The sequence below is a fragment of the Variovorax sp. CF079 genome (assembly GCF_900101545.1).
Classification (GTDB): Bacteria; Pseudomonadota; Gammaproteobacteria; order Burkholderiales; family Burkholderiaceae_C; genus Variovorax.
Genome location: NZ_FMZU01000011.1, coordinates 176,417 through 202,990 on the forward strand (window position 1 = coordinate 176,417; position 26,574 = coordinate 202,990).

24 protein-coding genes and 1 tRNA gene are annotated in these 26,574 nt (G+C 65.6%); 5 read left to right on the forward strand and 20 right to left on the reverse strand.

Features of this window, described 5'->3' with window-relative positions:
- Positions 1-31 precede the first annotated feature (31 nt).
- From BLS74_RS16620 to uvrB, 13 genes are all read right to left on the reverse strand, one after another.
- Positions 32-340: a glycine zipper domain-containing protein gene (locus BLS74_RS16620; protein ID WP_093108162.1), complete on the reverse strand. Its 309-nt coding sequence runs from the start codon at positions 338-340 to the stop codon at positions 32-34.
- A 93-nt stretch (positions 341-433) separates the two neighbouring features.
- Entirely contained in the window at positions 434-1,531 is a 1,098-nt protein-coding gene (locus BLS74_RS16625; RefSeq protein ID WP_093108164.1) for an NAD(P)/FAD-dependent oxidoreductase, read from the reverse strand.
- Positions 1,532-1,564: 33 nt separating this feature from the next.
- Positions 1,565-1,711 (reverse strand): stereocilin, encoded by a 147-nt coding sequence (locus BLS74_RS16630; protein ID WP_093108166.1) that lies wholly within the window; start codon positions 1,709-1,711, stop codon positions 1,565-1,567.
- Positions 1,712-1,828: 117 nt separating this feature from the next.
- A tRNA-Val gene (locus tag BLS74_RS16635) sits at positions 1,829-1,903 on the reverse strand.
- Positions 1,904-1,989: 86 nt separating this feature from the next.
- Entirely contained in the window at positions 1,990-2,709 is a 720-nt protein-coding gene (dnaQ, locus tag BLS74_RS16640) for a DNA polymerase III subunit epsilon (RefSeq protein WP_093108168.1), read from the reverse strand.
- Positions 2,709-3,047, reverse strand: a complete 339-nt coding sequence (gene fdx / locus BLS74_RS16645; RefSeq protein WP_093108170.1) for an ISC system 2Fe-2S type ferredoxin — start codon at positions 3,045-3,047, stop codon at positions 2,709-2,711. The genes dnaQ and fdx overlap by 1 nt, the downstream gene beginning before the upstream one ends.
- An 8-nt stretch (positions 3,048-3,055) precedes the next feature.
- Entirely contained in the window at positions 3,056-4,912 is a 1,857-nt protein-coding gene (hscA, locus tag BLS74_RS16650) for a Fe-S protein assembly chaperone HscA (protein ID WP_093108172.1), read from the reverse strand.
- A gap of 93 nt (positions 4,913-5,005) precedes the next feature.
- Entirely contained in the window at positions 5,006-5,524 is a 519-nt protein-coding gene (hscB, locus tag BLS74_RS16655) for a Fe-S protein assembly co-chaperone HscB (protein ID WP_093108174.1), read from the reverse strand.
- 61 nt (positions 5,525-5,585) lie between these two features.
- Complete coding sequence (gene iscA / locus BLS74_RS16660; RefSeq protein ID WP_093108176.1) at positions 5,586-5,909, reverse strand: iron-sulfur cluster assembly protein IscA; 324 nt, start codon at positions 5,907-5,909, stop codon at positions 5,586-5,588.
- 1 nt (position 5,910) lies between these two features.
- Complete coding sequence (gene iscU, locus BLS74_RS16665; RefSeq protein WP_093108178.1) at positions 5,911-6,324, reverse strand: Fe-S cluster assembly scaffold IscU; 414 nt, start codon at positions 6,322-6,324, stop codon at positions 5,911-5,913.
- Between the two features lie 22 nt (positions 6,325-6,346).
- The gene (locus tag BLS74_RS16670) at positions 6,347-7,567 is read right to left on the reverse strand and encodes an IscS subfamily cysteine desulfurase (protein ID WP_093108180.1); all 1,221 of its coding nucleotides are present in this window, start codon (positions 7,565-7,567) and stop codon (positions 6,347-6,349) included.
- An 80-nt stretch (positions 7,568-7,647) separates the two neighbouring features.
- Entirely contained in the window at positions 7,648-8,184 is a 537-nt protein-coding gene (iscR, locus tag BLS74_RS16675) for a Fe-S cluster assembly transcriptional regulator IscR (RefSeq protein ID WP_093108182.1), read from the reverse strand.
- 220 nt (positions 8,185-8,404) lie between these two features.
- The gene (gene uvrB, locus BLS74_RS16680) at positions 8,405-10,537 is read right to left on the reverse strand and encodes an excinuclease ABC subunit UvrB (protein WP_093108184.1); all 2,133 of its coding nucleotides are present in this window, start codon (positions 10,535-10,537) and stop codon (positions 8,405-8,407) included.
- Between the two features lie 110 nt (positions 10,538-10,647).
- On the opposite strand from uvrB, the gene BLS74_RS16685 reads away from it, so the two are divergent.
- The 3 genes from BLS74_RS16685 (at position 10,648) to BLS74_RS16695 (ending at position 13,962) form a co-directional block, all read left to right on the forward strand.
- Positions 10,648-11,844, forward strand: coding sequence for an amino acid aminotransferase (locus BLS74_RS16685; protein ID WP_093108186.1), 1,197 nt, complete (start codon positions 10,648-10,650; stop codon positions 11,842-11,844).
- Positions 11,845-11,940: 96 nt separating this feature from the next.
- Positions 11,941-13,329, forward strand: coding sequence for a polyhydroxyalkanoate depolymerase (phaZ, locus tag BLS74_RS16690; RefSeq protein ID WP_093108188.1), 1,389 nt, complete (start codon positions 11,941-11,943; stop codon positions 13,327-13,329).
- A gap of 12 nt (positions 13,330-13,341) precedes the next feature.
- Entirely contained in the window at positions 13,342-13,962 is a 621-nt protein-coding gene (locus BLS74_RS16695; RefSeq protein ID WP_093108190.1) for an RnfABCDGE type electron transport complex subunit B, read from the forward strand.
- A 39-nt stretch (positions 13,963-14,001) separates the two neighbouring features.
- Here BLS74_RS16695 and BLS74_RS16700 read toward each other — a convergent pair whose 3' ends face one another.
- From BLS74_RS16700 to scpA, 6 genes are read right to left on the reverse strand one after another with little or no spacing between them, the layout of a single operon-like run.
- Entirely contained in the window at positions 14,002-14,478 is a 477-nt protein-coding gene (locus BLS74_RS16700; RefSeq protein WP_093108192.1) for a VOC family protein, read from the reverse strand.
- Entirely contained in the window at positions 14,475-15,509 is a 1,035-nt protein-coding gene (gene bioB, locus BLS74_RS16705) for a biotin synthase BioB (RefSeq protein ID WP_093108194.1), read from the reverse strand. The genes BLS74_RS16700 and bioB overlap by 4 nt, the downstream gene beginning before the upstream one ends.
- On the reverse strand, positions 15,509-17,566 hold the full coding sequence (locus BLS74_RS16710; RefSeq protein WP_093108196.1) for an acetyl-CoA carboxylase biotin carboxylase subunit: 2,058 nt from the start codon (positions 17,564-17,566) through the stop codon (positions 15,509-15,511). Before BLS74_RS16710 ends, bioB begins: the two co-directional genes overlap by 1 nt.
- Before the next feature lie 15 nt (positions 17,567-17,581).
- Positions 17,582-19,114, reverse strand: a complete 1,533-nt coding sequence (locus tag BLS74_RS16715; protein ID WP_093108198.1) for an acyl-CoA carboxylase subunit beta — start codon at positions 19,112-19,114, stop codon at positions 17,582-17,584.
- Complete coding sequence (meaB, locus tag BLS74_RS16720; protein WP_093108200.1) at positions 19,111-20,196, reverse strand: methylmalonyl Co-A mutase-associated GTPase MeaB; 1,086 nt, start codon at positions 20,194-20,196, stop codon at positions 19,111-19,113. Before meaB ends, BLS74_RS16715 begins: the two co-directional genes overlap by 4 nt.
- Positions 20,197-20,198: 2 nt before the next feature.
- A complete protein-coding gene (scpA, locus tag BLS74_RS16725) occupies positions 20,199-22,358 on the reverse strand; it encodes a methylmalonyl-CoA mutase (protein WP_093108202.1) in 2,160 nt (719 codons plus the stop codon).
- Positions 22,359-22,483: 125 nt separating this feature from the next.
- Between scpA and BLS74_RS16730 the strand changes: the two genes are divergently transcribed.
- The gene (locus BLS74_RS16730) at positions 22,484-23,131 is read left to right on the forward strand and encodes a GntR family transcriptional regulator (RefSeq protein WP_093108204.1); all 648 of its coding nucleotides are present in this window, start codon (positions 22,484-22,486) and stop codon (positions 23,129-23,131) included.
- 106 nt (positions 23,132-23,237) lie between these two features.
- Here the strand turns inward: BLS74_RS16730 and dusA are convergent, their stop codons facing one another.
- Positions 23,238-24,221: a tRNA dihydrouridine(20/20a) synthase DusA gene (gene dusA / locus BLS74_RS16735; RefSeq protein ID WP_280142636.1), complete on the reverse strand. Its 984-nt coding sequence runs from the start codon at positions 24,219-24,221 to the stop codon at positions 23,238-23,240.
- 257 nt (positions 24,222-24,478) lie between these two features.
- On the opposite strand from dusA, the gene BLS74_RS16740 reads away from it, so the two are divergent.
- Complete coding sequence (locus BLS74_RS16740; RefSeq protein WP_244503901.1) at positions 24,479-26,563, forward strand: TonB-dependent siderophore receptor; 2,085 nt, start codon at positions 24,479-24,481, stop codon at positions 26,561-26,563.
- Positions 26,564-26,574: the final 11 nt, after the last annotated feature.

A 26,574-nucleotide genomic window follows, 5' to 3' on the forward strand; every position in this document is an offset into this window, starting at 1 on the left:
GAGGACCTCGCGCCGGCCGAATCGGCGAGGCTCAGCGGCGACCAAGCAGCAAACCCACCAGCACACCCACCGCCAAGGCGGCACCGGCGATTTGCCACGGCTCGTCATGGGCGTAGGCATTGGCGGAGTTGGCCGCTTCACGCGCCTTCTTGGCGGCGAGCTTGCTCTTCTCGGCCGCGAGCTCGCGTGCGATCGCCAGTTTGCTGTCGATGCGCTGGCGCAGGGCCTTGATGTGCGGCAAGGTGTCGAGGTCCTTGCTGGCGAGCACACCGCGAACGTCGCTGGCGATGTCTTCGGCCACGGCGTTGGCAGCCGCTTCGAGATTTGAGGATGCAGTCATTGAAATCTTCCCTCAGTGGATTGCACCGGCACCGTGCCGGCGGCTTCACGCCGGCAAGCGGCGTGGCGTTCCATGGTACATGGCCGCGCGGGTCTACGGCAGCAATGCGGCCACATGCCGGCCGATCGCGAGGCTGCTGGTGAGCCCCGGCGACTCGATGCCGAACAGATTGACCAGCCCCGGAACGCCGTGCGTGGCCGGGCCCTCGATCAGAAAATCGCGCGCCGCCTCGCCCGGGCCGGACACCTTCGGCCGGATGCCGGCGTACCCGGGGATGAGCGCGCCGTCCGGCAACGCCGGCCAGTACTTGCGCACCTCGGCATAGAAGCCGTCGCCGCGCTTCGGATCGACCACCAGGTCGTCGGGTGAATCGACCCACTGCACGTCGGGGCCGAACTTGGCCTGGCCGCCCAGATCGAGCGTCAAGTGCACGCCCAGGCCTGCCGCTTCGGGCACCGGGTAGATCAAACGACTGAAAGGCGCGCGGCCCGCCAGCGTGAAGTAGCTGCCCTTGGCGAAATGGGCCGACGGCACTGCGCTCGCAGGCAAACCGTCGAAGCGCCGTGCGAGTGCGGGCGCGGCGAGACCGGCCGCGTTCACGACGCTGTTGCAACGCAGGGCGGTGCCGTCCTGGGCCACCAAGACGACGACGCCGTGCGCGCACTCTGCGCGCACGACCGCTGACTTGAGGGCGAGGACGCCGCCCGCATGCTCGAGATCGCCCTGCAGGCTCAGCATCAGCGCATGGCTGTCGACGATGCCGGTGCTCGGCGAATGCAGAGCGGCCAGGCATTCGAGCTGCGGCTCCATCGCGCGCGCCTGCTCCCGCGTGAGCAGCACGAGATCGTCGACGTCATTGGCCCGCGCCTTGGCGGCGATCGCGTCCAATTGCGCGACCTGCGTCGGCGCCGTGGCCACGATCAGCTTGCCGCAGCGCCGGTGCGGCAGGCCGCGCTCGGCCGCGTAGTCGTAGAGCAACTGCTTGCCTTCGACGCACAGACGCGCCTTGAGCGAACCCTCGGGGTAGTAGATGCCCGCGTGGATCACCTCGCTGTTGCGGGAGCTGGTGCCGGTGCCGATGGCGCCTTCGGCCTCGAGCACGACCACCTCGCGGCCTTTGAGCGCAAGCGCTCGGGCAACGGCCAGGCCCACGACACCGGCGCCGATGACAGCGCAATCGAATTCATCCATCCGGCGAGCTTAGCGGGCCCGCGCCCGCCAGGTTCACTCCGGCTGGGCGGGGAACGGGTTTTCGGGATCCGAAGGACCGCCCGGCGGGGTGGCGGGACCTTCGTCCGGCTCGACCGGAAGCTCCGGCACGTCAGGCGGATCGGAGGTGATGGGCGTCGGAAGATCGGGACTCGTGGCCATGGTCGCTTCTCCTTTCCCTAGCGTTCTACGCGCTTTGCGGCGCGCGACAAGCAGCGCACTGCCGCAGTTGGCGTCGGCACCAGCCGACACAACAAACAGGATAAGGAAAAAGGAAATTGGTGGGCGGTGGAGGCTTCGAACCTCCGACCCCAGCAGTGTGAATGCTGTGCTCTACCCCTGAGCTAACCGCCCCTCGACGCCATCGGCGTCGAATCAAATGATGTCCGACGCTCGGTGCGCCAGATGGATTTTCGTGCCGTGTGGCGCGAAGCCCGCAATTATGCCACAGCGTTTCCGTCGATTTGCCGGAAAAGCGTTTGGCCTTTGCTGGATTTGTCGAGCTGCAGCAGCAGTTCTTCGTGGGCGGCGAGTTCGTGCTCGGTCGCCACCAGCACGGGCAGTTCGATGCTGCGCAGATCGATCATCACCACCGTGCCCGTGGTCGGCTCGTTCGATGCGACGTCGATCAGGAGCGCATCCTGGCCGCGCGTCAGGTTGATGTAGACGTCGGCCAGCAACTGCGCATCCAGCTTGGCGCCGTGGAAGGTGCGGTTCGAGCGGTCGACGCCGAAGCGGTCGCACAGCGCGTCCAGCGAATTGCGCTTGCCAGGGTAGACCGCCTTCGCCATCGCCAGCGTATCGGTGACTTCGCCGACGAAACTGCGCAGCGGCGACAGGCCGGCAAGCTCGAATTCCTTGTTGAGGAAGCCGACGTCGAAGGCCGCGTTGTGGATGATCAGCTCGGCATCGCGCAAGTACTCGACGATGTCGTTCGCGAGCGTGACGAACTTCGGCTTGTCGCGCAGGAAATCGGTCGTCAGTCCGTGGACCTTGAGCGCGTCTTCGTGGCTCTCGCGCTCCGGATTGAAATAGATGTGCAGGTCGTTGCCGGTGAGCTTGCGATTGAACAGCTCGACGCAGCCGAGCTCGATGACGCGGTCGCCGTTCTCTGCCGAAAGTCCTGTGGTTTCGGTGTCCAGGACGATCTGGCGCGTCATCAGTGGTTTTCCTTGGCGTGGTTGATCGAATATTTCGGAATCTCGACCGTCAGATCGGTCTGCCCCAGTATCGCCTGACAGCTCAGCCGTGACTGCGGCTCGAGTCCCCAGGCGCGGTCGAGCAGGTCTTCCTCGCCCTCTTCCGCCTCGTTCAACGATTCGAGCCCCTTGCGCACCACGACGTGGCAGGTGGTGCAGGCGCAGCTCATCTCGCAGGCGTGTTCGATATGGATGTGGTTCTCGAGCAGCGCCTCGCAGATCGAGGTGCCGGCCGGCGCGCTGATCTCGGCGCCCTGCGGGCAATACTCGGAATGAGGAAGGATCTTGATCGTGGGCATTGAGGGTTCTAGAGAGATTCGATCTGGCGGCCCGAGAGCGCACGCGCGATGCCCGCATTCATTCGCTCGGCGGCAAAGGCTTCGGTGCCATCCGCCAATGCCTTGGTCGCGGCTTCGACGACCGCTGCGTCGTTGGCTGTTCGCGCCTCGCGCAGCGCGGCCATCAGCGCCTCGATCGCCCCGCGCTCCTCGGCGCTCAGGAGCTCGCCATCGGCATTCAGCGCGCTCTGCGTGGCCAGCAGCATGCGATCGGCATCCACGCGCGCCTCGACCAGCGCACGCGCCTGCATATCCTGCTCCGCGGTCGAGAAGCTTTCCTGCAGCATGGACGCGATCTGGTCGTCGGAAAGGCCGTAGGACGGCTTCACCGTGACGCTCGCTTCCACGCCGCTGCCTTGCTCCTTCGCGCTCACGCTGAGCAGCCCATCGGCATCGACTGTGAAGGTGACGCGGATGCGTGCGGCGCCCGCAGCCATCGGCGGAATCCCGCGCAGCTCGAAACGCGCGAGGCTGCGGCAATCGGCGACCAGGTCGCGCTCGCCCTGCACCACGTGCAGTGCCAATGCGGTCTGGCCGTCCTGGTAGGTCGTGAAGTCCTGCGCCATGGCCGTCGGGATGGTCTGGTTGCGTGGCACGATGCGCTCGACCAAGCCGCCCATGGTCTCGATGCCGAGCGAGAGTGGAATCACGTCGAGCAGCAGCAGGTCGTCGGCGCCGCCGTTGCCGGCGAGCTGGTTGGCCTGGATCGCGGCGCCGAGCGCGACGACTTCGTCGGGGTTCAGGTTGATCAGCGGCTCGCGGCCGAAGAATGCGGCGACGGCATGCCGAATCTGCGGCATGCGCGTGGCACCGCCGACCAGCACGATGCCCTGCAGCTCGCCCGGCTGGAGCCGGGCATCGCGCAGCGCCTTGCGCACGGCCGCGATGGTGCGTGCGGTGAGGCTGGCGGTGGCGGCCTCGAACTGCTCGCGCCGGATTTCGACGCGCAGCGGGGTGTCTGCCACGTCCGCCGCGAAAGTGGCGGATTCGGCAGCCGTCAGCGCCTCCTTGGCGGCCCGCGCGGCCACCAGCAGCATGGCCTTGTCGACGTCGCTTTGCGCCTCGAGACCGGCTTGCGCCAGCACGAGATCGGCGAGCGCATGGTCGTAGTCGTCGCCGCCGAGCGCCGAGTCGCCGCCGGTGGCGATGACTTCGAACACGCCCTGCGTGAGCCTCAGGATCGAGATGTCGAAGGTGCCGCCGCCGAGGTCGTAGACCGCGTAGACGCCCTCGCTCGCGTTGTCCAGGCCGTAGGCGATCGCGGCCGCCGTCGGTTCGCTGATCAGGCGCAGCACGTTGAGCCCGGCAAGCTGGGCCGCATCCTTGGTGGCTTGGCGCTGGCCTTCGTCGAAGTACGCGGGCACGGTGATCACGGCCCCGTAGAGCTCGTCGTCGAAGGTGTCCTCGGCCCGATAGCGCAAGGTCGCGAGGATTTCGGCGCTCACCTCGACCGGCGACTTCTCGCCGGCCGCGGTCTGCACCTTGGCCATACCCGCATCGCCGCTCAGGCGGTAGGCCATGGCATCGCGGTTGACGATGTCCTGCACGCCGCGCCCCATCAGCCGCTTGACCGAGGTGATGACGTTGGCCGGGTCGACGGCACGCGCGGCCAGCGCATCGAAGCCGATCTGGCGGCGATCCTTGTCGAGGTAGCGCACGGCCGACGGCAGCACCACGCGGCCTTCGGCGTCGGGCAGGCATTCGGCCACGCCGCTGCGCACCGCCGCCACCAGCGAATGCGTGGTGCCGAGGTCGATGCCGACCGCGATGCGGCGCTGGTGCGGATCCGGCGCCTGGCCGGGTTCTGAAATCTGGAGCAATGGCATCAGGCCTCCCGCCGGGCCGCCCCGAGGGGGGCCTGCGCCCCCTCGGGGGGCAGCGAATACACGAAGTGATGAACGTGGGGGCAATTCATCCCGCTATTGTCCCCACTGCTCGGACTTGGCTTCGATGTCCTGTGCAAAGCGCTCTATGAACATGAGGGCTCTCACCTGGCGCGCCGCGCCGGGGTAATCGCCTTTCTCGTCGATCAGCCAGTCGAGCGAGGACAGCGCACGAGCGCGGCCAACCTCGACCTCCGCGCGCAGCTTGTCGAGCGCGGCGGCGTCGCGCGCGTCATCGAGCTCCTCCCGCCATTCCATCTGCTGATGGAGGAAATCCGGGGGCATCGCCGTGTTTTTCTCGGCATCGATGGGGGAGCCGTTCAGCGCGCACAAATAGCTCGCCCGCTTGATCGGGTCCTTGAGCCGCTGATAGGCCTCATTGATGCGCACCGACCACTGCATCGCGACACGCTGTGCCGCAGCGCCCTGGGCCGCAAAGCGATCGGGGTGCGCCTCGCGCTGCAGTTCCTTCCAGCGCGCGTCCAGCGCGGCACGGTCCTGCGCAAAGCGGGCAGGCACGGCGAAAAGTTCGAAGTCGGTGTCGTTCAGGTTCATGGCGATAAAAAGCCGCCAGCACATGACATGGTGGCGGCTCGGGCGCGAAGCCGATCGGAAATCAGATGCGGAAGCTTTCGCCGCAGCCGCAGCGGTCGCGTTCGTTCGGGTTGTTGAACTTGAAGCCCTCGTTGAGGCCTTCCCGCACGAAATCCAGCTGCGTGCCGTCGATGTACGCCAAGCTCTTGGGGTCGACCAGCACTTTCACGCCATGGTCTTCGAACACGACATCTTCGGGCGCCAGTTCGTCCACGTACTCGAGCTTGTAGGCCAGGCCCGAGCAGCCCGTGGTCTTGACGCCCAGCCGCACGCCCACGCCCTTGCCCCGCTTCCCGAGGTAGCGGGTGACGTGGCGCGCGGCCGATTCGGTGAGGGTCACAGCCATGTCAGTGAGCAGCTTCCGTGCTTGCCACGGTAGCGCCGTGCTTGGCCTTGTAGTCGCTGACGGCCGCCTTGATCGCGTCTTCCGCGAGGATCGAGCAGTGGATCTTGACCGGCGGCAGCGCCAGTTCTTCGGCGATCTGCGCATTCTTCAGCGCGGCCGCTTGGTCGAGGGTCTTGCCCTTGACCCATTCGGTCACGAGGGAAGAGGACGCGATCGCCGAGCCGCAACCATAGGTCTTGAAGCGCGCGTCTTCGATCACACCGGTTTCCGGGTTGACCTTGATCTGCAGCTTCATGACGTCGCCGCACGCCGGTGCGCCGACCATGCCCGTGCCCACCGAGTCGTCGCCCTTTTCGAAGGAGCCGACGTTGCGGGGGTTTTCATAGTGGTCGATGACCTTGGATGAATATGCCATGGGTGTACCTCTCAGTCTTTGTTCAATGCGCCGACCACTGGATCGTGCTGATGTCGATGCCGTCCTGGAACATTTCCCACAGGGGGCTCAGCTCGCGGAGCTTGGCGACGTTGTGCTTGATGGTGGAGATCGCGTAGTCGATTTCTTCCGCGGTCGTGAAGCGGCCGATCGTCATGCGCAGGCTGCTGTGCGCGAGCTCGTCGCTACGGCCGAGCGCGCGCAGCACATAGCTGGGCTCCAGGCTGGCCGAGGTGCAGGCCGAACCGCTCGACACCGCCAGGCCCTTGATGCCCATGATCAGCGACTCGCCCTCGACATAGTTGAAGCTCATGTTGAGGTTGTGCGGCACGCGGTGTTCGAGGTCGCCGTTGATGAAGACCTGCTCGACGTCCTTCAGGCCGTTGAGCAGGCGCTGCTGCAAGGCACGCGCCTTGACAATGTCTTCCTTCATCTCGAGCTTGGCAAGGCGGAAAGCCTCGCCCATGCCGACGATCTGGTGGGTGGGCAGAGTGCCCGAGCGCATGCCGCGCTCATGGCCGCCGCCGTGCATCTGGGCTTCCAGCCGCACGCGCGGCTTGCGACGCACGTACAGCGCGCCGATGCCCTTGGGGCCGTAGGTCTTGTGCGAAGCCAGGCTCATGAGGTCGATCGGCAGGTTCTTGACGTCGATCTCGACCTTGCCGGTGGCCTGCGCCGCATCGACGTGGAAGATCACGCCCTTTTCGCGGCAGATGTTGCCGAGCGTCACCACGTCCTGGATCACGCCGATCTCGTTGTTCACGAACATCACGCTCGCGAGGACGGTGTCGGGGCGAATCGCGGCCTTGAAGACCTCGAGATCGAGCAGGCCGTTTTCCTGCACGTCCAGGTAGCTCACTTCGAAGCCCTGGCGCTCGAGTTCACGCATGGTGTCGAGCACGGCCTTGTGCTCGGTCTTGACCGTGATCAGGTGCTTGCCCTTGCCCTTGTAGAACTGCGCCGCGCCCTTGAGCGCGAGGTTGTTCGACTCGGTGGCGCCCGAAGTCCAGACGATTTCGCGCGGGTCGGCGCCGATCAGGTCGGCCACGTCGGCACGCGCCTTCTCGACGACCTCCTCCGCTTCCCAGCCCCAGGCGTGGCTGCGCGATGCCGGGTTGCCGAAGTGCTCTCGCAACCAGGGAATCATCGCGTCGACGACGCGCGGATCGACCGGCGTCGTCGCGCCGTAGTCGAGATAGATCGGGAAATGAGGAGTGACGTCCATGGCTGGCTCAGGCTGGCGGGGGTTTATCTTTGTCGAAACGGGGTCAAAGCGGATCGAGCGGCGCCGCGAGGCGCCCCCGATCACGACTTGGCGAAGACGTTGCCCAGTGCGAACACCGAATTCGGGGCGTTGACCCGGATCGGCTTGACCACCGGCTGGCTCGAAATCGCGCGCTTGACCGCCGGCTTGTTCTCGATCTGCACGCCCTTGGCGAGCTGGTCGTCCACCAGCTTCTGCAGTGTGACGGAATCGAGGAACTCGACCATGCGCTGGTTCAGCGATGCCCACAGCTCATGGGTCATGCAACGGCCGGCTTCACCCAGGCAGTTTTCCTTGCCGCCGCATTGCGTGGCATCGATGGGTTCATCGACGGAAACAATGATGTCGGCCACGGTGATATCCGCTGCCTTGCGGCCGAGCGAATAGCCGCCGCCGGGGCCGCGGGTCGACTCGACCAACTCGTGACGGCGCAGCTTGCCGAACAGCTGTTCGAGGTACGAAAGGGAAATCTGCTGCCGCTGGCTGATCGCGGCCAGCGTGACCGGACCGGTGTTCTGGCGCAGCGCCAGATCGATCATGGCTGTGACCGCAAAACGGCCTTTGGTAGTGAGACGCATCGCAAGCTCCTTTGAGTGCTTACCGTTGAAATGACACCGCGGCTGTTGTGGGCTTCGGTGACGCCGTCTCCGCCCTTCCCGACCCACTTTCCGCTGGTGATCCAGTCGGTAGGAGCCGGTTCTTCATCGCGAAGTTCGTTTGCTTGAGTAATTCGCTCAAGTATAGCAGAAGGCCCTTCGGCTTGCTCGGGTAAACCCGATTGAAAGCTCCAAATGACGATCAGGAGCCCGCCTCGCCCGCGGACGGTATTGTGATGTTGTCCCTGCCGGGCGCGCCGAAAGCCTGCTCGCGCAACAACGCCAGTTGGTCGCGCACCCGGGCGGCCTTCTCGAACTCGAGGTTGCGCGCATGTTCCAGCATGAGCTTTTCCAGCCGCTTGATCTCGCGCGCGACATCCTTTTCGGACATGTCCTCGACCTTCGCGCGCTCGAGATCGCGCTTGGCGGCTTCCTTGGTCGATTTTTCGCTGTAGACGCCGTCGATCAGGTCGCGCACCTGTTTCACGATGCTGCGCGGCGTGATGCCGTGGGCCTCGTTGTGGGCGATCTGCCGCGCGCGCCGCCGCTCGGTCTCGCCGATGGCTTTGGTCATCGAGTCGGTCATTCGGTCGGCATACAGGATGGCCTTGCCGTTCAGATTGCGCGCCGCCCGGCCGATGGTCTGGATCAGCGAACGCTCGGCGCGAAGAAAACCTTCCTTGTCGGCATCGAGGATCGCCACCAGCGACACCTCGGGAATATCGAGGCCTTCGCGCAGCAAGTTGATGCCGACCAGCACGTCGAAGGCCCCGAGCCGCAGATCGCGCAGGATCTCGACGCGCTCTACCGTGTCGACATCGCTGTGCAGGTAGCGCACCTTGACGCCGTTGTCGCTCAGGTAGTCGGTCAACTGCTCGGCCATGCGCTTGGTGAGCGTGGTGATCAGCACGCGCTCGTTCTTGTCGACGCGCAGCCGGATTTCCTGCAGCACGTCGTCCACCTGGTGGGTAGCGGGGCGGACCTCGACTTCCGGGTCGATCAGCCCGGTCGGCCGCACCAGCTGCTCGACCACGTTGCCGGCGTTGTCCTTTTCGTATTGCGCAGGCGTAGCGGAGACGAAGATGCACTGCCGCATGCGCGTTTCGAACTCGTCGAACTTGAGCGGCCGATTGTCGAGCGCCGACGGCAGCCGGAAGCCGTATTCGACCAGCGTGGTCTTGCGCGCGCGGTCGCCGTTGTACATGCCGCCCAGCTGGCCGATCATCTGGTGGCTCTCGTCGAGGAACATCAGCGCGTCCTTCGGCAGGTAGTCGGTCAGCGTCGCGGGCGGTTCGCCCGGCGCGGCGCCCGAGAGATGGCGGGTGTAGTTCTCGATGCCTTTGCAGTGGCCGATCTCGGCCAGCATTTCGAGATCGAAGCGCGTGCGCTGCTCCAGCCGCTGCGCCTCGACCAGCTTGCCCTGGCTCACGAACTCCTTGAGCCGGCCGTCGAGCTCGATCTTGATGGTCTCGACCGCGCTCAGCACCTTGTCGCGCGGCGTCACGTAGTGGCTCGAGGGGTACACCGTGAAGCGCGGGATCTTCTGCCGGATGCGCCCCGTGAGCGGATCGAAGAGCTGCAGCGTCTCGATCTCGTCGTCGAACAGCTCGATGCGGATCGCCAGCTCGCTGTGCTCGGCCGGAAACACGTCGATCGTGTCGCCGCGCACGCGGAAGGTGCCGCGCGAAAAATCCTGCTCGTTGCGCGTGTACTGCATGCGAATCAGCCGGCCGATCACGTCGCGCTGGCCGATCTTGTCGCCGGTGCGCATGATGAAGCGCATCTGCGTGTAGTCCTCGGGCGTGCCGATGCCGTAAATCGCGCTCACCGTGGCCACGATGACGGTGTCGCGCCGCTCCAGCACGCTCTTGGTCGCCGACAACCGCATCTGCTCGATGTGCTCGTTGATCGAGCTGTCTTTCTCGATGAACAGGTCGCGCTGCGGCACGTAGGCCTCGGGCTGGTAGTAGTCGTAGTAGCTCACGAAGTACTCGACCGCGTTCTTCGGAAAGAATTCGCGGAACTCGCTGTAAAGCTGCGCGGCCAGCGTCTTGTTGGGCGCGAACACGATGGCCGGCCGGCCCAGCCGCGCGATCACGTTGGCCATGGTGAAGGTCTTGCCCGAGCCGGTGACGCCGAGCAGGGTCTGGAACACCTCTCCGTCCTGCACGCCCTCGACCAGGCCGGCAATCGCGTTCGGCTGATCGCCTGCAGGCGGATAAGGCTGGTAGAGCTCGAACGGCGAACCGGGGAACTTGATGAATTCGCCCTGCTTTGCAGGACCGACGTGGTCGGCGTGTTGCGGCTCGGGAATGGCTTCAGTGATTTCTGGCATGGCGTGGACCCTGGGAGTTGGTGGCGCGGCCGGTAAAATTCAAGGCAACCGGAAAGCTTAAACGCTGATCCGGTGTTCCGTGCATCGATCACCCCCCAAAGGACTTTTCCATGTCAATGTTCACCGCCGTCGAGATGGCGCCGCGCGACCCGATCCTGGGCCTCAACGAGCAATTCGCCGCCGACAGCAACCCCAACAAGGTCAATCTCGGCGTCGGCGTCTACTACGACGACAACGGCAAGCTGCCGCTCTTGCAGTGCGTACAGGCGGTCGAACAGAGCATGACCAAGACGCCCACCGCGCGCGGCTATCTGCCGATCGACGGCATCGCGGCCTATGACAACGCCGTGAAGGGCCTGGTGTTCGGCGCCGACAGCGAGCCCGTGAAGTCCGGCCGCGTCGCGACCATCCAGGGCATCGGCGGAACCGGTGGCCTCAAGGTCGGCGCCGACTTCCTCAAGAAGCTCAACCCCGACGCCAAGGTGCTGATCAGCGACCCGAGCTGGGAAAACCACCGCGCCCTGTTCACCAACGCCGGCTTCCCGGTCGAAAGCTATCCCTACTACGACGCTGCCAAGCGCGGCATCGACTTCGAGGGCATGCTGGCCGCGTTGAACGCCGCCCCGGCCGGCACCATCGTCGTGCTGCACGCCTGCTGCCACAACCCGACCGGCTACGACATCACGTCGGCCCAGTGGGACCAAGTCGTCGCGGCCGTCAAGTCAAAGAAGCTTGTGGCCTTCCTCGACATGGCCTATCAGGGCTTCGGCTACGGCATCCAGGAGGACGGCGCGGCCATCGGCAAGTTCGTCGCTGCCGGCCTGGACTTCTTCGTCTCGACCTCCTTCTCCAAGAGCTTCAGCCTCTACGGCGAACGCGTCGGCGCCCTCTCGGTGCTGTGCGAAAGCAAGGAAGAAGCCGCGCGCGTGCTGAGCCAGCTCAAGGTCGCGATCCGCACCAACTACAGCAACCCGCCGACGCACGGGGGCGCCGTGGTCGCAACCGTGCTCGGCACGCCCGAACTGCGCGCGCTGTGGGAACAAGAGCTCGGCGAGATGCGCGTGCGCATCAAGGCGATGCGCCAGAAGCTGGTCGACGGCCTCAAGGCCGCCGGCGTCAAGGAAGACATGAGCTTCATCACCACGCAGATCGGCATGTTCAGCTACTCGGGCCTCAGCAAGGACCAGATGGTGCGCCTGCGCGAAGAGTTCGGCGTCTACGGCACCGACACCGGCCGCATGTGCGTGGCCGCGCTCAACAGCAAGAACATCGACCACGTCTGCCAGAGCATCGCCAAGGTCATCTGATACAAATTGGCCAGACCAATTGGGTGTTTGTGCCTAGCACATTTGGTCTGCGCCGCTGATATATTGCATCGCAACATCCCATAACGCGCAGACCTCATGCTCTATCAACTCTACGAAGCACAACGCTCCCTGATGGAGCCGTTCGCCGACTTCGCGCAGGCTGCCTCCAAGCTCTACGGTCAAGGCGCCGTCTTCGGCCAAACACCGCTGGCGCAGCGCATGGCGGCCGGGTACGACCTCCTCTACCGCCTGGGCAAGGACTATGAGAAACCGGAGTTCGACATCAAGACTGTCAAGGTCGACGGCGATGATGTGGTGATCCAGGAAGTCGTCGAGATCGAGAAGCCCTTCTGCCAGCTGCGGCGCTTCAAGCGTTTCACCGACGAGCCGCACACCCTGCAGACGCTCAAGAGCCAGCCCGTGGTGCTGATCGTGGCGCCCTTGTCGGGCCACTACGCAACGCTTTTGCGCGACACCGTGCGCACCATGCTGCAGGATCACAAGGTCTACGTCACCGACTGGGTCAATGCGCGCCTCGTCCCGTTGTCCGAAGGCGAGTTCCACCTCGACGACTACATCAACTATGTTCAGGAGTTCATCCGCCACCTGCAGGCCGAGTACGGACACTGCCACGTGATCAGCGTCTGCCAGCCCACGGTGCCGGTGCTGGCTGCGGTGTCGCTGATGGCCAGCCGCGGCGAGAAGATTCCGCTGTCGCTGACCATGATGGGCGGTCCCATCGATGCCCGCAAGTCGCCCACCGCCGTCAACAACCTGGCGATGAACAAGAGCTACGAGTGGTTCGAGAACAACGTGATCTATCGGGTGCCGGAGGGCTTTCCGGGCGTCGGCCGCCGCGTGTACCCGGGCTTTCTGCAGCACACCGGTTTCGTCGCAATGAATCCGGATCGCCATGCAAGCAGCCACTACGACTACTTCAAGGACCTGATCAAGGGCGACGACGCGAGCGCCGAGGCACACCGCAAGTTCTATGACGAGTACAACGCCGTGCTCGACATGGATGCGGACTACTACCTCGACACCATTCGCACCGTGTTCCAGGACTTCGAGCTTGTCAACGGCACCTGGGAAGTGAAGAGCCCCGAAGGCGTGCTCGAGCGCGTACGTCCGCAGGACATCCATTCGACCGGCCTGCTGACGATCGAGGGCGAGTTGGACGACATCTCGGGCTCCGGCCAGACCCGCGCCGCGCACGAACTGTGCACCGGCGTCAGCGCCGCCCATCAGCAGCACTACGAAGTCAAGGGCGCCGGCCACTACGGCATCTTCAGCGGTCGCCGCTGGCGCGAACGGGTCTACCCCGAGGTGAAGGCCTTCATCGCCGCGCACGACCAGCCGCAAAAGCGCGCCGAGCGCTCCAGCGTGACGGCCGAAGACACGGTCAAGGCCGCTGCGGCGGCCAAGCGCCCTGCCGTGGCGCGCAAGTCCGCCCCTGCGCGGCGGACGCGCGGCGCTGCGCGTTGACGATCCAGGGCCGTGTACGCGCTGGCTGCACGCATCCTCGACGCACTGCCCCAAACGCAGTGCACGCGCTGCGGCTATCCCGATTGCGCCGGGTACGCACAAGCCATTGCAGAAGGCAGTGCCGGCATCCACCAATGCCCGCCGGGCGGCGCCGAAGGCGTGGCGCGCCTGTCGCAGCTCACCGGCCAGCCGGTGCGGCCGATCGACCCGCAATTCGGCGCCGAAGGCCCACGCGCCCTGGCCGTGATCGACGAGGCCTGGTGCATCGGCTGCACGCTGTGCCTCGACGCCTGCCCGACCGACGCGATCCTCGGCATCCACAAGCGCATGCACACCGTGATCGAAACACACTGCACGGGCTGCGAACTCTGCATTCCGGCCTGCCCGGTCGACTGCATTTCGCTCGAAGTGGCGACGCCGGGCAAGAGCGGCTGGCAAGCCTGGTCGCAGGCCCAAGCCGATCAGGCACGCAAGCGCTATGAGGCGCACGGCAAGCGGCGCGAGAAGCACGACGAACCTCGGGTCGCCAAGGCGCCCGAAGCTGCGCCGGACCGCAAACGTGCCGTGATCGAAGCCGCCCTGGCACGCGCGCGCGCTGCGGCCGCTTCGCGTGCCGACGGCAAGAAAACCTGATCCTCGGCGCCCTGCTGCCCTGCATGGGCGCTTGAGCGCTCAGCCTGCCGCCAGGGCCGAGAAAGCCGCTACCACTTCCGGCGGCGCCTGCACGAGTTCGATCAGCACGCCTTCGCCCGCGATCGGGAACTCCTCGTTGCCCTTGGGGTGCAGAAAACAGATGTCGAAACCGGCCGCGCCCTTGCGGATGCCGCCCGGCGCGAAGCGCACGCCCTGGGCGCCGAGCCATCCGACGGCGGCAGGCAGATCGTCGATCCACAGGCCCACGTGATTGAGCGGCGTGGTATGGACGGCCGGCTTCTTCTCGGGATCGAGCGGCTGCATCAGGTCGACCTCGACCTTGAAAGGTCCGCTGCCGATCACGCAGATGTCCTCGTCGACGTTCTCGCGCTCGCTCTTGAAGGTGCCGGTCACTTCGAGGCCGAGCATTTCGACCCAGAGCTTCTTCAGGCGCGTCTTGTCGGGCCCGCCGATCGCGATCTGCTGGACGCCGAGCACCTTGAAAGGACGGTTCATGCACATGCTCCTTGTTCGCTGGTCCGCCGCGCCTCGAGCCCCAGCTTGCGCAGCAGTTGCACGTCGGCTTCCACGTCCGGGTTGCCGGTCACCAGCAGCTTGTCGCCATAGAAGATCGAGTTGGCGCCGGCCAGGAAGCACAGCGCCTGCACCGCTTCGCCCAACTGCTGCCGGCCGGCAGACAGCCGCACACGCGCCTTGGGCATCGTGATACGCGCCACGGCGATCATGCGCACGAAGTCCAATGGGTCGATCGGGTCGGCATCGGCCAGCGGCGTGCCCGGCACGCGCACCAGGCTGTTGATGGGCACGGACTCCGGATAAGGATCGAGATTGGCCAGCTGCGCGATCAGGCCCGCGCGGTGCACCGGCGTCTCGCCCATGCCGACGATGCCCCCGCAGCACACGCTGATGCCGGCGGCGCGCACGTGGGCCAGCGTGTCGAGCCGGTCCTGATAGGTGCGCGTGTCGACGATGTCGCCGTAATACTCGGGCGCGGTGTCGAGGTTGTGGTTGTAGTAGTCCAGGCCCGCGGCCTTGAGCTGCTTCGCATGCTGCGGCTCGAGCATGCCCAGCGTGGCGCAGGTCTGCAGGCCCAGGCCCTTGACTGCTTCCACCAGCACCGCCACCTTCTCGACGTCGCGGTCCTTGGGCGCGCGCCAGGCCGCACCCATGCAGAAGCGCGTGGCGCCGGCGTCCTTGGCCGCCTGAGCAGCGCGCACGACCTCCTCGACTTCCATCAGCTTCTGCGCCTTCACGCCGGTGTCGAATTCGGCGGACTGCGGACAGTAGCCGCAGTTCTCGGGGCAGCCGCCGGTCTTGACCGACAGCAGTGTGGCCAGCTCGATGTCGCCCTCGGGGAAGTGCGCACGATGCACGGTCTGGGCTTCGAACAGCAGGTCGTTGAAGGGCTTGTCGAGCAAGGCCTGCACGGCCTCGACCGGCCAGGGACCGCGCGGCGCCGCCGGCTTGGCGGCCGGCCGATGCAGGGTAACGGCTTTAGCAGCCGGAAGCAGATCGTTGACACCCATCATGCAAACTCCAGGATCACTTGATCGACCGCGAGCGATTCGCCCTTGGCGGCCGAGATGCTGCCGACCACGCCATCCTGCGTGGCGAAGAGCACGTTTTCCATCTTCATTGCCTCGATCACCGCAAGCTTCTCGCCGGCCTGCACCTGCTGGCCCGGCTGCACCGAGACCTCGACCAAAAGGCCCGGCATCGGCGACATCAGGAACTTGCTGAGGTCCGGCGGCGCCTTGTAGGGCATGAGCTTCGACAAGCGCGACCCCAGCGGCGAGAGCACGATCGCTTCGATCTGTGTGCCGTTGTGCGAAACGCGCAGCGCCAGCGGATTCTTGCCGGCACCCCGCTCGACCTGCGCGGTAAAGGCGCGGCCGTTCACCGTGCCCTCGACACGGACGCTGCCGAGCGGCGCATGGCTGTCGATCTTGTAGCTGTGGGCACCCACCACGACCGCGCTGGAACCCGTCTGCCCGTGGAAGTCGTTGACCGTGACGGGCGTGTGCACATGCTGCCCCTTCGCATCGAGCACGACCGCCACGAACTGCTCGCCCACTTTCACACTGTGCCCCTCGAGCTGCCCGCTGATGCCCGAGGCGCGCGCGCGGTAGCGCCGGTGCATGTAGGCTGCCAGCGCGACCAGGAAATCCGGATCGTCGTGCGGCACGTCCTCGGCATGGAAACCCTTGCCGTAGTGCTCGGCGATGAAGCCGGTGTTGAATTCGCCGCTCACGAACTTGGGATGCGCGAGCAGCGCGGCCTGGAACGGGATGTTGCTGCCGATGCCGCGGATCACGAAGCCGTTGAGCGCCTCGCGCATCAGCGCGATCGCATGGTTGCGGTCGCGCCCGTGCACGATCAGCTTGGCGATCATCGAGTCGTAGAACATCGGGATCTCGCCGCCGTCGTAGACGCCGGTGTCGACCCGCACGCCGCCGTAGGCGCTCGAAGCCGGGCGCTCCGCGGCGAACAGCGTCTCCTTCGGCGGCTGGAAGCGCACCAGCCGTCCGGTCGACGGCAGGAAATTGCGGAACGGATCTTCGGCGTTGATGCGGCACTCGATGGCCCAGCCGTTGCGCTGTACCTCTTCCTGCGCCAGCGGCAGCTTCTCGCCCGCGGCCACGCGGATCATGAGCTCGACCAGGTCCAGCCCGGTGATCGCCTCCGTCACCGGATGCTCCACCTGCAGCCGCGTGTTCATCTCGAGGAAGTAGAAGCTCTGGTCCTTGCCGACCACGAACTCCACCGTGCCTGCGCTCTGGTAGTTCACCGCCTTGGCGAGTGCCACCGCCTGCTCGCCCATGGCCTTGCGCGTGGCCTCGCTGATGAAAGGCGACGGCGCCTCTTCGATCACCTTCTGGTGGCGCCGCTGGATCGAGCACTCGCGCTCGTTGAGGTAGATCACGTTGCCGTGCGCGTCGCCGAGCACCTGGATCTCGATGTGGCGCGGCTCCTCGACGAACTTTTCGATGAACACGCGGTCGTCGCCGAAGCTGTTGCGCGCCTCGTTGCGGCAGGAGGTGAAGCCCTCGAAGGCGTCCTTGTCGTTGAAGGCCACGCGCAGGCCCTTGCCGCCGCCGCCGGCCGAGGCCTTGATCATCACCGGATAGCCGACCCCGCGCGCGATCTCCACCGCGCGCTCGGCCGTTTCGATCGCGTCGTTCCAACCCGGGATGGTGTTGACCTTGGCCTCGTTCGCAAGCTTCTTCGAGGCGATCTTGTCGCCCATGGCCGCGATCGAGTAGTGCTTGGGGCCGATGAAGACGATGCCCTCTTCCTCGACCTTCTTCGCGAAGCCTTCGTTCTCGGACAGGAAGCCGTAGCCCGGGTGCACGGCTTGGGCGCCGGTCTTCTTGCAGGCGGCGATGATGCGCTCGGCCTGCAGGTAGCTCTCGCGGCTCGGCGAGGCGCCGATGTGCACGGCCTCGTCGGCCAGCTCGACATGGCGCGCGTCCTTGTCGGCATCGGAATACACCGCGACCGTGAGGATGCCCATCTTCTTCGCGGTCTTGATAACGCGGCAAGCGATCTCGCCGCGATTCGCAATCAGGATTTTCTTGAACATGTTGTTGTCTCCGGCTCAGAGCGGGATGTTTCCGTGCTTGCGCCACGGGTTGTCGAGCTTCTTCTCGCGCAACATCACCAGGCTGCGGCAGATGCGCTTGCGCGTTTCGCTCGGCAGGATCACATCGTCGATGTAGCCGCGCGTGCCCGCCACGTAGGGATTGGCGAAGCGCGCCTTGTATTCGGCCTCGCGCGCGGCCAGCTTCTCGGGATCGTTCTTGTCCTCGCGGAAGATGATCTCCACCGCGCCCTTGGCGCCCATCACCGCGATCTCGGCACGCGGCCAGGCGAGATTGACGTCGCCGCGCAAATGCTTGGAGGCCATCACGTCGTAGGCGCCGCCGTAGGCCTTGCGCGTGATCACCGTGATCTTCGGCACCGTGCACTCGGCATAGGCGTAGAGCAGCTTCGCGCCGTGCTTGATGATGCCGCCGTACTCCTGGCTGGTGCCGGGCATGAAGCCGGGCACATCGACAAAGGTGACGACCGGGATGTTGAAGGCATCGCAGAAGCGCACGAAGCGTGCAGCCTTGATCGAGGACTTGATGTCCAGGCAACCGGCCAGCACCAGCGGCTGGTTGGCGACGACGCCGACGCTCTGCCCCTCCATGCGCGCGAAGCCGATCACGATGTTCTTCGCGTAGTCGGGCTGCAGCTCGAAGAACTCGCCGTCGTCGACCACCTTCACGATCAGCTCCTTCATGTCGTAGGGCTTGTTCGGGTTGTCGGGCACCAGGGTGTCGAGCGACAGGTCGGCGCGATCGGCCGGGTCGCCGCTCGGGCGCACCGGCGCCTTCTCGCGGTTGTTGAGCGGCAGGTAGTTGTAGAGCCGGCGCAGCATCATCAGCGCCTCGACGTCGTTCTCGAAAGCCATGTCGGCCACGCCGCTCTTGGTGGTGTGCGTGGTGGCGCCACCGAGCTCCTCGGCCGTCACGTCCTCGTGGGTCACGGTCTTCACCACGTCGGGGCCCGTGACGAACATGTAGGAGCTGTCGCGCACCATGAAGATGAAGTCGGTCATGGCCGGCGAATACACCGCGCCGCCCGCGCACGGGCCCATGATCATGCTGATCTGCGGCACCACGCCGGAAGCCATCACGTTGCGCTGGAACACCTCGGCATAGCCGCCGAGCGAGGCCACGCCTTCCTGGATGCGGGCGCCGCCCGAGTCGTTGAGGCCGATGACCGGTGCGCCGACCTTCATCGCCTGGTCCATCACCTTGCAGATCTTCTCGGCATGCGCTTCGCTGAGCGCGCCGCCGAAGACGGTGAAGTCCTGGCTGAAGACGAAGACCAGGCGGCCGTTGATCATGCCGTAGCCGGTGACCACGCCGTCGCCGGGGATCTTGTTGTCGGCCATGCCGAAGTCGCTGGAGCGGTGCTCGACGAACATGTCCCACTCTTCGAAGGTGTTGTCGTCGAGCAGGAGTTCGATGCGTTCGCGCGCCGTCAGCTTGCCCTTGGCATGCTGGGCATCGATGCGCTTCTGGCCACCGCCGAGCCGCGCCTGCGCGCGCCGTTTTTCGAGGTGTTCGAGGATTTCTTTCATGTCGTCCTGTCGGAAGTGTTGAACTGCGCCCGCCCCGCCTGGGCTGCGAGCAGATTGCGTGCGGCGGTCGAGGCCGGCAGCGTGCCGGCCGCCACCTGGGCGCTGGCCTGCGGCAGCAGCTCGCGCACCTGCGGATGCTGGCGAAAAGCCTGCTTGAGCCCTGCGTCGATGCGTTCCCACATCCACGCGAGCGCCTGTTTTTCGCGGCGCGTGGCAAGCTTGCCGTTGGCGGTTTGCAGCGCCTTGAACTGCAGCACCGCGGCCCAGAAGGCGTCGATGCCGGTGCCCAGCAGCGCGCTCAGCTGGATCACCTTGGGCAGCCAGAAGCGCACTTCCGCTTCCGGCGAACCGGGCGCCGCATGGGCCGCGTGCATGTGCTGCGCGTGCGCCGGATTGCCGTGATGGCCGAAGAGCCGCAGCGCCGAAGTGATCTGGGCCTGCGCGCGCGTCGCCGCATCCTTGTCGATGTCGGCCTTGTTGATGACGACCAGGTCGGCCAGCTCCATCACGCCCTTCTTGATCGCCTGCAGGTCGTCGCCGGCATTTGGCAGTTGCAGCAGCACAAACATGTCGGTCATGCCGGAGACCGCGGTCTCGCTCTGGCCGACACCCACGGTTTCGACGATCACGATGTCGTAGCCCGCGGCTTCGCACACCAGCATCGCCTCGCGCGTCTTCTCGGCCACTCCGCCCAGCGTGCCGCTCGAGGGGCTGGGCCGGATGTAGGCGCGTTCATGGACCGACAGCTTCTCCATGCGCGTCTTGTCCCCGAGGATCGAGCCGCCCGACACCGTGGACGAAGGGTCGATCGTGAGCACCGCGACGCGATGGCCCTGCCCGATCAGATGGAGGCCCAGCGTCTCGATGAAGGTCGACTTGCCGACACCGGGCACGCCGGAGATGCCGAGCCGGAAGGACTTGCCGGTGTGCGGCAGCAACGCCGTGAGCAGTTCGTCGGCTTGGGTGCGGTGATCGGGGCGCGTGGATTCGAGCAGCGTGATGGCCTTGGCGATGGCGCGGCGTTGCTGCGGGCCGTCCGCTGCAACCAGTGCTTCGGCTGTGACCGGAGTTCGAACCGGCATGCTCAGGCGGCAACCGCCGCGCGAATCTGTTCCAGGACGTCCTTGGCGCTGGCCGGAATCGGCGTGCCCGGACCGTAGATGCCCTTGACGCCTGCCTCGTACAGAAAGTCGTAGTCCTGCCGCGGAATCACGCCGCCGACGAAGACGATGATGTCGTCGGCGCCCTGCTTCTTCAGCTCCTGGATGATCGCCGGTACCAGCGTCTTGTGGCCCGCCGCGAGGGTGCTCACACCCACCGCATGCACATCGTTCTCGATCGCCTGGCGCGCACACTCCTCGGGGGTCTGAAACAGCGGCCCCATGTCGACGTCGAAGCCGAGGTCGGCGAAGGCGGTGGCGACGACCTTCGCGCCGCGGTCGTGGCCGTCCTGGCCGAGCTTGGAGATCATCACGCGCGGGCGCCGGCCCTGCTCTTCGGCGAAGGCCGCAATCTCGTGCTGCAGCGCCTCCCAGCCTTCGGCCGAGTCGTAGGCGGCGGCATAGACGCCAGTCACCTTCTGCGTGTCGGCGCGGTGCCGGCCGTAGACCTTTTCGAGCGCGTCGCTGATCTCGCCGACCGTGGCGCGCAGGCGCACCGCCTGGACGCTCAGGTCGAGCAGATTTTCCTTGCCGCTTTCTGCAGCCGCCGTGAGCGCATCGAGCGCCGCTTGCACCGCAGCGCCGTCGCGCTTCTCGCGGATCGCCTTGAGCCTGGCGATCTGGCCGTCGCGCACCTTGACGTTGTCGATCTGAAGAATGTCGTGCGTGTCCTCGGACTCGAGCTTGTACTTGTTGACGCCGACGATCACGTCCCGGCCCGAATCGATGCGCGCCTGCTTGTCGGCTGCGGCCGCCTCGATCTTGAGCTTGGCCCAACCGCTGTCCACCGCCTTGGTCATGCCGCCCATGGCCTCGACCTCCTCGATGATCGCCCAGGCGGCGTCGGCCATGTCCTGCGTGAGTTTCTCCATCATGTAGCTGCCGGCCCACGGGTCGATCACGTTCGTGATGTGCGTCTCTTCCTGGATGATGAGTTGCGTGTTGCGCGCGATGCGCGCGCTGAACTCGGTCGGCAGCGCGATGGCTTCGTCGAGCGCGTTGGTGTGCAGGCTCTGCGTGCCGCCGAACACCGCCGCCATCGCCTCGATGGTGGTGCGCACCACGTTGTTGTACGGGTCCTGCTCGGTCAGGCTCCAGCCCGATGTCTGGCAATGGGTGCGCAGCATCAGGCTCTTGGGGTTCTTGGGGTTGAACTCCTTCATGATCCGGCACCACAGCAGGCGCGCCGCGCGCATCTTGGCCACCTCGAGGTAGAAGTTCATGCCGATGGCCCAGAAGAAGCTCAGGCGCCCGGCGAAGCCGTCGACGTCCAGGCCCTTGGCCAGCGCGGTCTTCACGTACTCCTTGCCGTCGGCCAGCGTGAAGGCGAGCTCGAGCGCCTGGTTGGCGCCGGCCTCCTGCATGTGATAGCCGCTGATCGAGATCGAGTTGAACTTCGGCATCTTCTGGGCCGTGTACTCGATGATGTCCCCGATGATGCGCATCGAAGGCTCGGGCGGAAAGATGTAGGTGTTGCGGACCATGAACTCCTTGAGGATGTCGTTCTGGATGGTCCCCGAGAGCTGGTCCTGCGCGACCCCCTGTTCCTCGGCCGCGACGATGTAGCCCGCGAGCACCGGCAGCACCGCTCCGTTCATGGTCATCGAGACGCTGACCTTGTCGAGCGGGATCTGGTCGAACAGGATCTTCATGTCCTCCACGCTGTCGATCGCCACGCCGGCCTTGCCGACGTCGCCGGTCACGCGCGGATGGTCGCTGTCGTAGCCGCGGTGCGTGGCGAGGTCGAAGGCCACGCTCACGCCCTGCCCGCCCGCGGCCAGCGCCTTGCGATAGAAGGCGTTCGACTCCTCGGCGGTCGAGAAGCCCGCGTACTGCCGGATGGTCCACGGGCGCACCGCGTACATGGTGGCTTGCGGTCCGCGCAGGTAGGGCTCGAAGCCCGGCAGCGTGTCGGTGTACTTCAGGCCCTGCAGGTCGGCGGCGGTGTACAGCGGCTTGACGGTGATGCCGTCGGGCGTGATCCAGTTCAGCGCCGACAGGTCTCCGCCCGGAGCAGACTTGGCAGCGGCTTGGGTCCAGGCTTCGAGGGTCGCGGTTTTGAAGTTCGGTTCGGATTTGCTCATGGGCGCCGCTTTGCAAGGTCGTGCAAGTGTCGAGGAGTGTCCACGCAGGGGCGAGACAGTTCAAGGCGAGTCTAACCCATCTGTAATTATTAATTCAGAGTCCGTACTTGCGGTACATTCCGTACATGTCCGCCCTCACCCTGACCCCGCGTGCCCTCTATGAAGAGGTGGCGGAGCTGCTGCGCCAGCGCATCTTCAACCGCGAGCTCGAGCCCGGCAGCTGGATCGACGAACTCAAGCTGGCGGAGGAATACGGCATCAGCCGCACGCCGCTGCGCGAGGCGCTGAAGGTGCTGGCGGCGGAGGGCCTGGTCACGATGAAAGTGCGGCGCGGCGCCTATGTGACCGAGGTGTCCGAGAAAGACCTGGCCGACGTCTATCACCTGCTGAGCCTGCTCGAAAGCGATGCCGCCGGCGTGGTGGCTGAACACGTTTCCGAGGCGCAGCTGGCCGAGCTGGAAGCGCTGCACGCCGAGCTCGAAGCCGCTGCCGCCCCCGGCAAGGTGGACCGCGCCCACTTCTTCGCGGTCAACGAGCGCTTCCATATGCGGCTCTTGGCCATCGCCGACAACCGCTGGCGCGACCAGATGGTGGCCGACCTGCGCAAGGTGATGAAGCTCAACCGGCACAACTCGCTGTTGAAGTCGGGCCGCATCGCCGAGTCGCTCAAGGAGCACCGCGCGATCATGGCCGCGATCCAGGCGCGCGATCCGGCTGCTGCCATGGCGCGCATGCAGCAGCACTTCAAGAACGGTTTGGAAGCCGCGACCTGAAGCCGCTCAGCAGCACCCTGCACCGCGGCAGGCGCTACGACATCGCCGCGAGCTGCGCCGCACCACCATCGAGGACGTGCCCGAAGCGCGGCTGATGGCGGCCTGATCAGGCCGCCTGCGCCACAGGCTCGTGCGCGAGCGCCATCACGTCGTGCGGCGCCAGCGCCTTGAGCCTGTGGTCGCTCCACACTTGACGCCAGCGGCGCGCCCCCGCGAGGCCGTTGCGCAGGCCCAGCATGTGGCGCGCGATGTTCGACCACGGCGTGCCGTGCTCGGCGGCCTCGCGCACCATGTAGTCGCACATCGCTAGCTCGACCTCTTCGCGCGTGAGCGTGGAAGGCGCTTCCTTGTAGAAGGCCGCGTCCCATTCGCTGAGCCACCAGGGGTTGTGATAGGCCTCGCGCCCGATCATGACGCCGTCGAGCAGGCGCAGGTGCGCATGCATCTGCGCGTTGTCGTCGAAGCCGCCGTTGATCGAAAAAACGAGCTCGGGGAAGTCGTGCTTCAGCCGGTGCACCAGCTCGTAGCGCAGCGGCGGCACCTCGCGGTTCTGCTTGGGCGACAGGCCCTTGAGCCAGGCGTTGCGCGCATGGACGATGAAGGTGCGGCAACCCGCTTCGCTCACCGCGCCGACGAAATCGCGCACGAACTCGTAGCTCTCGGTCTTGTCGATGCCAATGCGGTGCTTGACGGTGACCGGCACCTTCACCACGTCGACCATCGCCTTCACGCAGTCGGCCACCAGCTGCGGCTCGTTCATCAGGCAGGCGCCGAAAGCGCCGCGTTGCACGCGCTCGCTTGGGCAGCCGCAGTTGAGGTTGATCTCGTCGTAACCCCATTCCTCGCCGAGCTTGGCGCAATGCGCGAGCTCGGCCGGCTCGCTGCCGCCGAGTTGCAGCGCGACCGGATGTTCCTCGGCGTTGAAACGAAGATGCCGCGGCACGTCGCCGTGCACCAGCGCGCCCGTGGTCACCATCTCGGTGTAGAGCAAGGCGCGGCGCGTCAGCAGCCGGTGAAGGTAGCGGCAGTGGCGGTCGGTCCAATCCATCATCGGTGCGACCGAGATGATCTTCTCTTTGTGATTCAACAACTTAGATGCGCTTGAAAGGCTGAGGCCCGTAGTTTCTCACGCGGTCGGCGCTCCGAATTCCCATTCCATATCGAGCGATCGGCTCCAAGATTTCTCCTAAATGTGAATGATAATGATTGCTATTTGTACTACTGAGATAGAAATTGTTGAACGTCAGACTCACACCCATTGCCACAGCCAAAACCCACCGGTCGCCAAAATCGGCCTCTGCACCCCCTTTCAAGCGCTCGACGCTGAGTCTGCACACCGGCGCAACGCTGCTCGTTCTATGGGCCGCCGCCCAGGGCGGCCGCGCCGAGGCGCAAGAGGCCACGAGCGAACAAAAAGCGCTGCCGGTCGTGACCGTGACCGCGTCGCAGGACGACACGTCCCAGCACCTCGATACGAAGGTAAGCAGCGGCGCCCTCGGCGCGCGGACGCAACTTGAAACGCCCTTCTCCACCACTGTGGTCAGGAACCATGACCTGGCGGAACGCCAGGTATCGAAGCTGGGCGACGTGTTCGCCCTCGACGCCTCGGTCTCCGACAACAGCGGCGCCTACAGCAGTTGGGCCAGCTACATCACGGTCCGGGGCCTGCCGCTGGATTGGCAGAACGCCTATCGGATCGACGGCAAGCCCTTCCTCAGCTATGCCATCACCCTGCCCTACGAGCACTTCGAGCAGATCGAATTGCTCAAGGGCTCGTCCGGCTTCATGTACGGCTTCGGATCGCCGGGCGGCATCGTGAACTACGTGTCCAAGAGGCCGACCGATCGGCCGGTGAGGAGCATCGAGGTCGGCTACAAGTCCGACAGCGTGTGGAGCGAGCACGTCGACCTCGGCGGGCGCTTCGGCGCCGACGACCGCTTCGGCTACCGGCTCAACGCCACGCACGAGGAAGGCAAGACCTTCAACGACGGCGGCATCCGCCGCGATTCCGTGTCGCTGGCGCTCGACGCCAGGCTGACGCGCGACCTGAGCTGGAATTTCGACGCGCTGTACCAGAAGCGGAACTCCACGGACCAGACCCCGTCGATCTTCACCGGCAGCTATGTCGGGGCACAGCTGCCCACCGCAATCCGAGGCGACAACCAGCGCCTCGTGGGGCCCGGACAGCACCTCGACACCGATCTGAAGCTCTACTCGACCGGGCTCCAGTACAAGCTGTCACCCGATTGGACGCTGAGCACCAGCTACAGCCACAGCACGGCCACACGCAGTCGCAACGAGGGCATCGCCTACCTGCTGGATCCGAGCGGCAACTACAACGACTTCCGCTCCGACAGCAGCGAGGGCCATCGCTTCGACCAATGGCAGGCGATGGCGCAAGGCGTGTTGCGCACGGGTGCCATCGAACACCAGCTGACCCTGGGCGCGTCCTGGCAAAAGCAGACCAACGACTACAGCAGCAACAGCGTCTACCAGCAGATCGGCACCGGCAACCTCTACACGCAGAACGCCAACAGCTATGCCAGCGTGACCGACTTCTCGATCTACCGCGACAGCGACATCACGCAGCGCGCGATCTTCGCCAGCGACACCGTGAAGCTGTCGGACCAGTGGTCCGCGCTGCTTGGCCTGCGCAGCACCAACTACGAGCAGAACAGCTACAGCATCGCCGGCGCCAGGTCTTCGCAATACACCAAGAGCGGCGTGGTGACGCCCACGCTGGCGCTGATGTTCAAGCCGGCGCCTGACACGACGCTCTATACCAGCTATGTCGAATCCCTCGAGCAAGGCGCTTCGGTGGGCATCACCTATGCCAACTACCGTGACCTCCTGAATCCGCTCAAGAGCAAGCAGTACGAACTGGGCATCAAGACCCAGCGCGAACGCTGGAGCGCCACGGCCGCCCTGTTCCGCATCGAACGCGGAGCCGAATACGCGAACAGCCAGAACGTCCTGGTGCAGGACGGGCAGTCCATCTACCAAGGCCTCGAACTGGGCGCCTCCACCCGCCTGGGATCGCAATGGCAGCTCGGCGGCAACCTGATGTTCCTCGACACCTCCTACCAGCGCGGCAGCGACGTTGTCGGCAACCGCGTGGCGGGTGCGCCGAACTTCGTGGCGACGGCGCAGCTGTCCTATGCGGTGCCGCAGGTGCCGGGTCTCAAGCTGTCGGCAGACGCGAAGTACACGGGCGGCACCATGCTCAACGCCTCGAACCAGCTGAAACTCGCCGGCTACACGGTCGCGAACATCGGCGCGAGCTACACGACACGCATCGGCGGCCACGACACGACCTTCCGCGTGGCGGTCAACAACCTGACCAACAAGCGCTACTGGGAATACCAGTATGCGAACTACATCAAGCCCGGTGACCCGCGCACCCTCAGCTTGAGCGCCAAGCTGGATTTCTAGGCGTAGTGGCG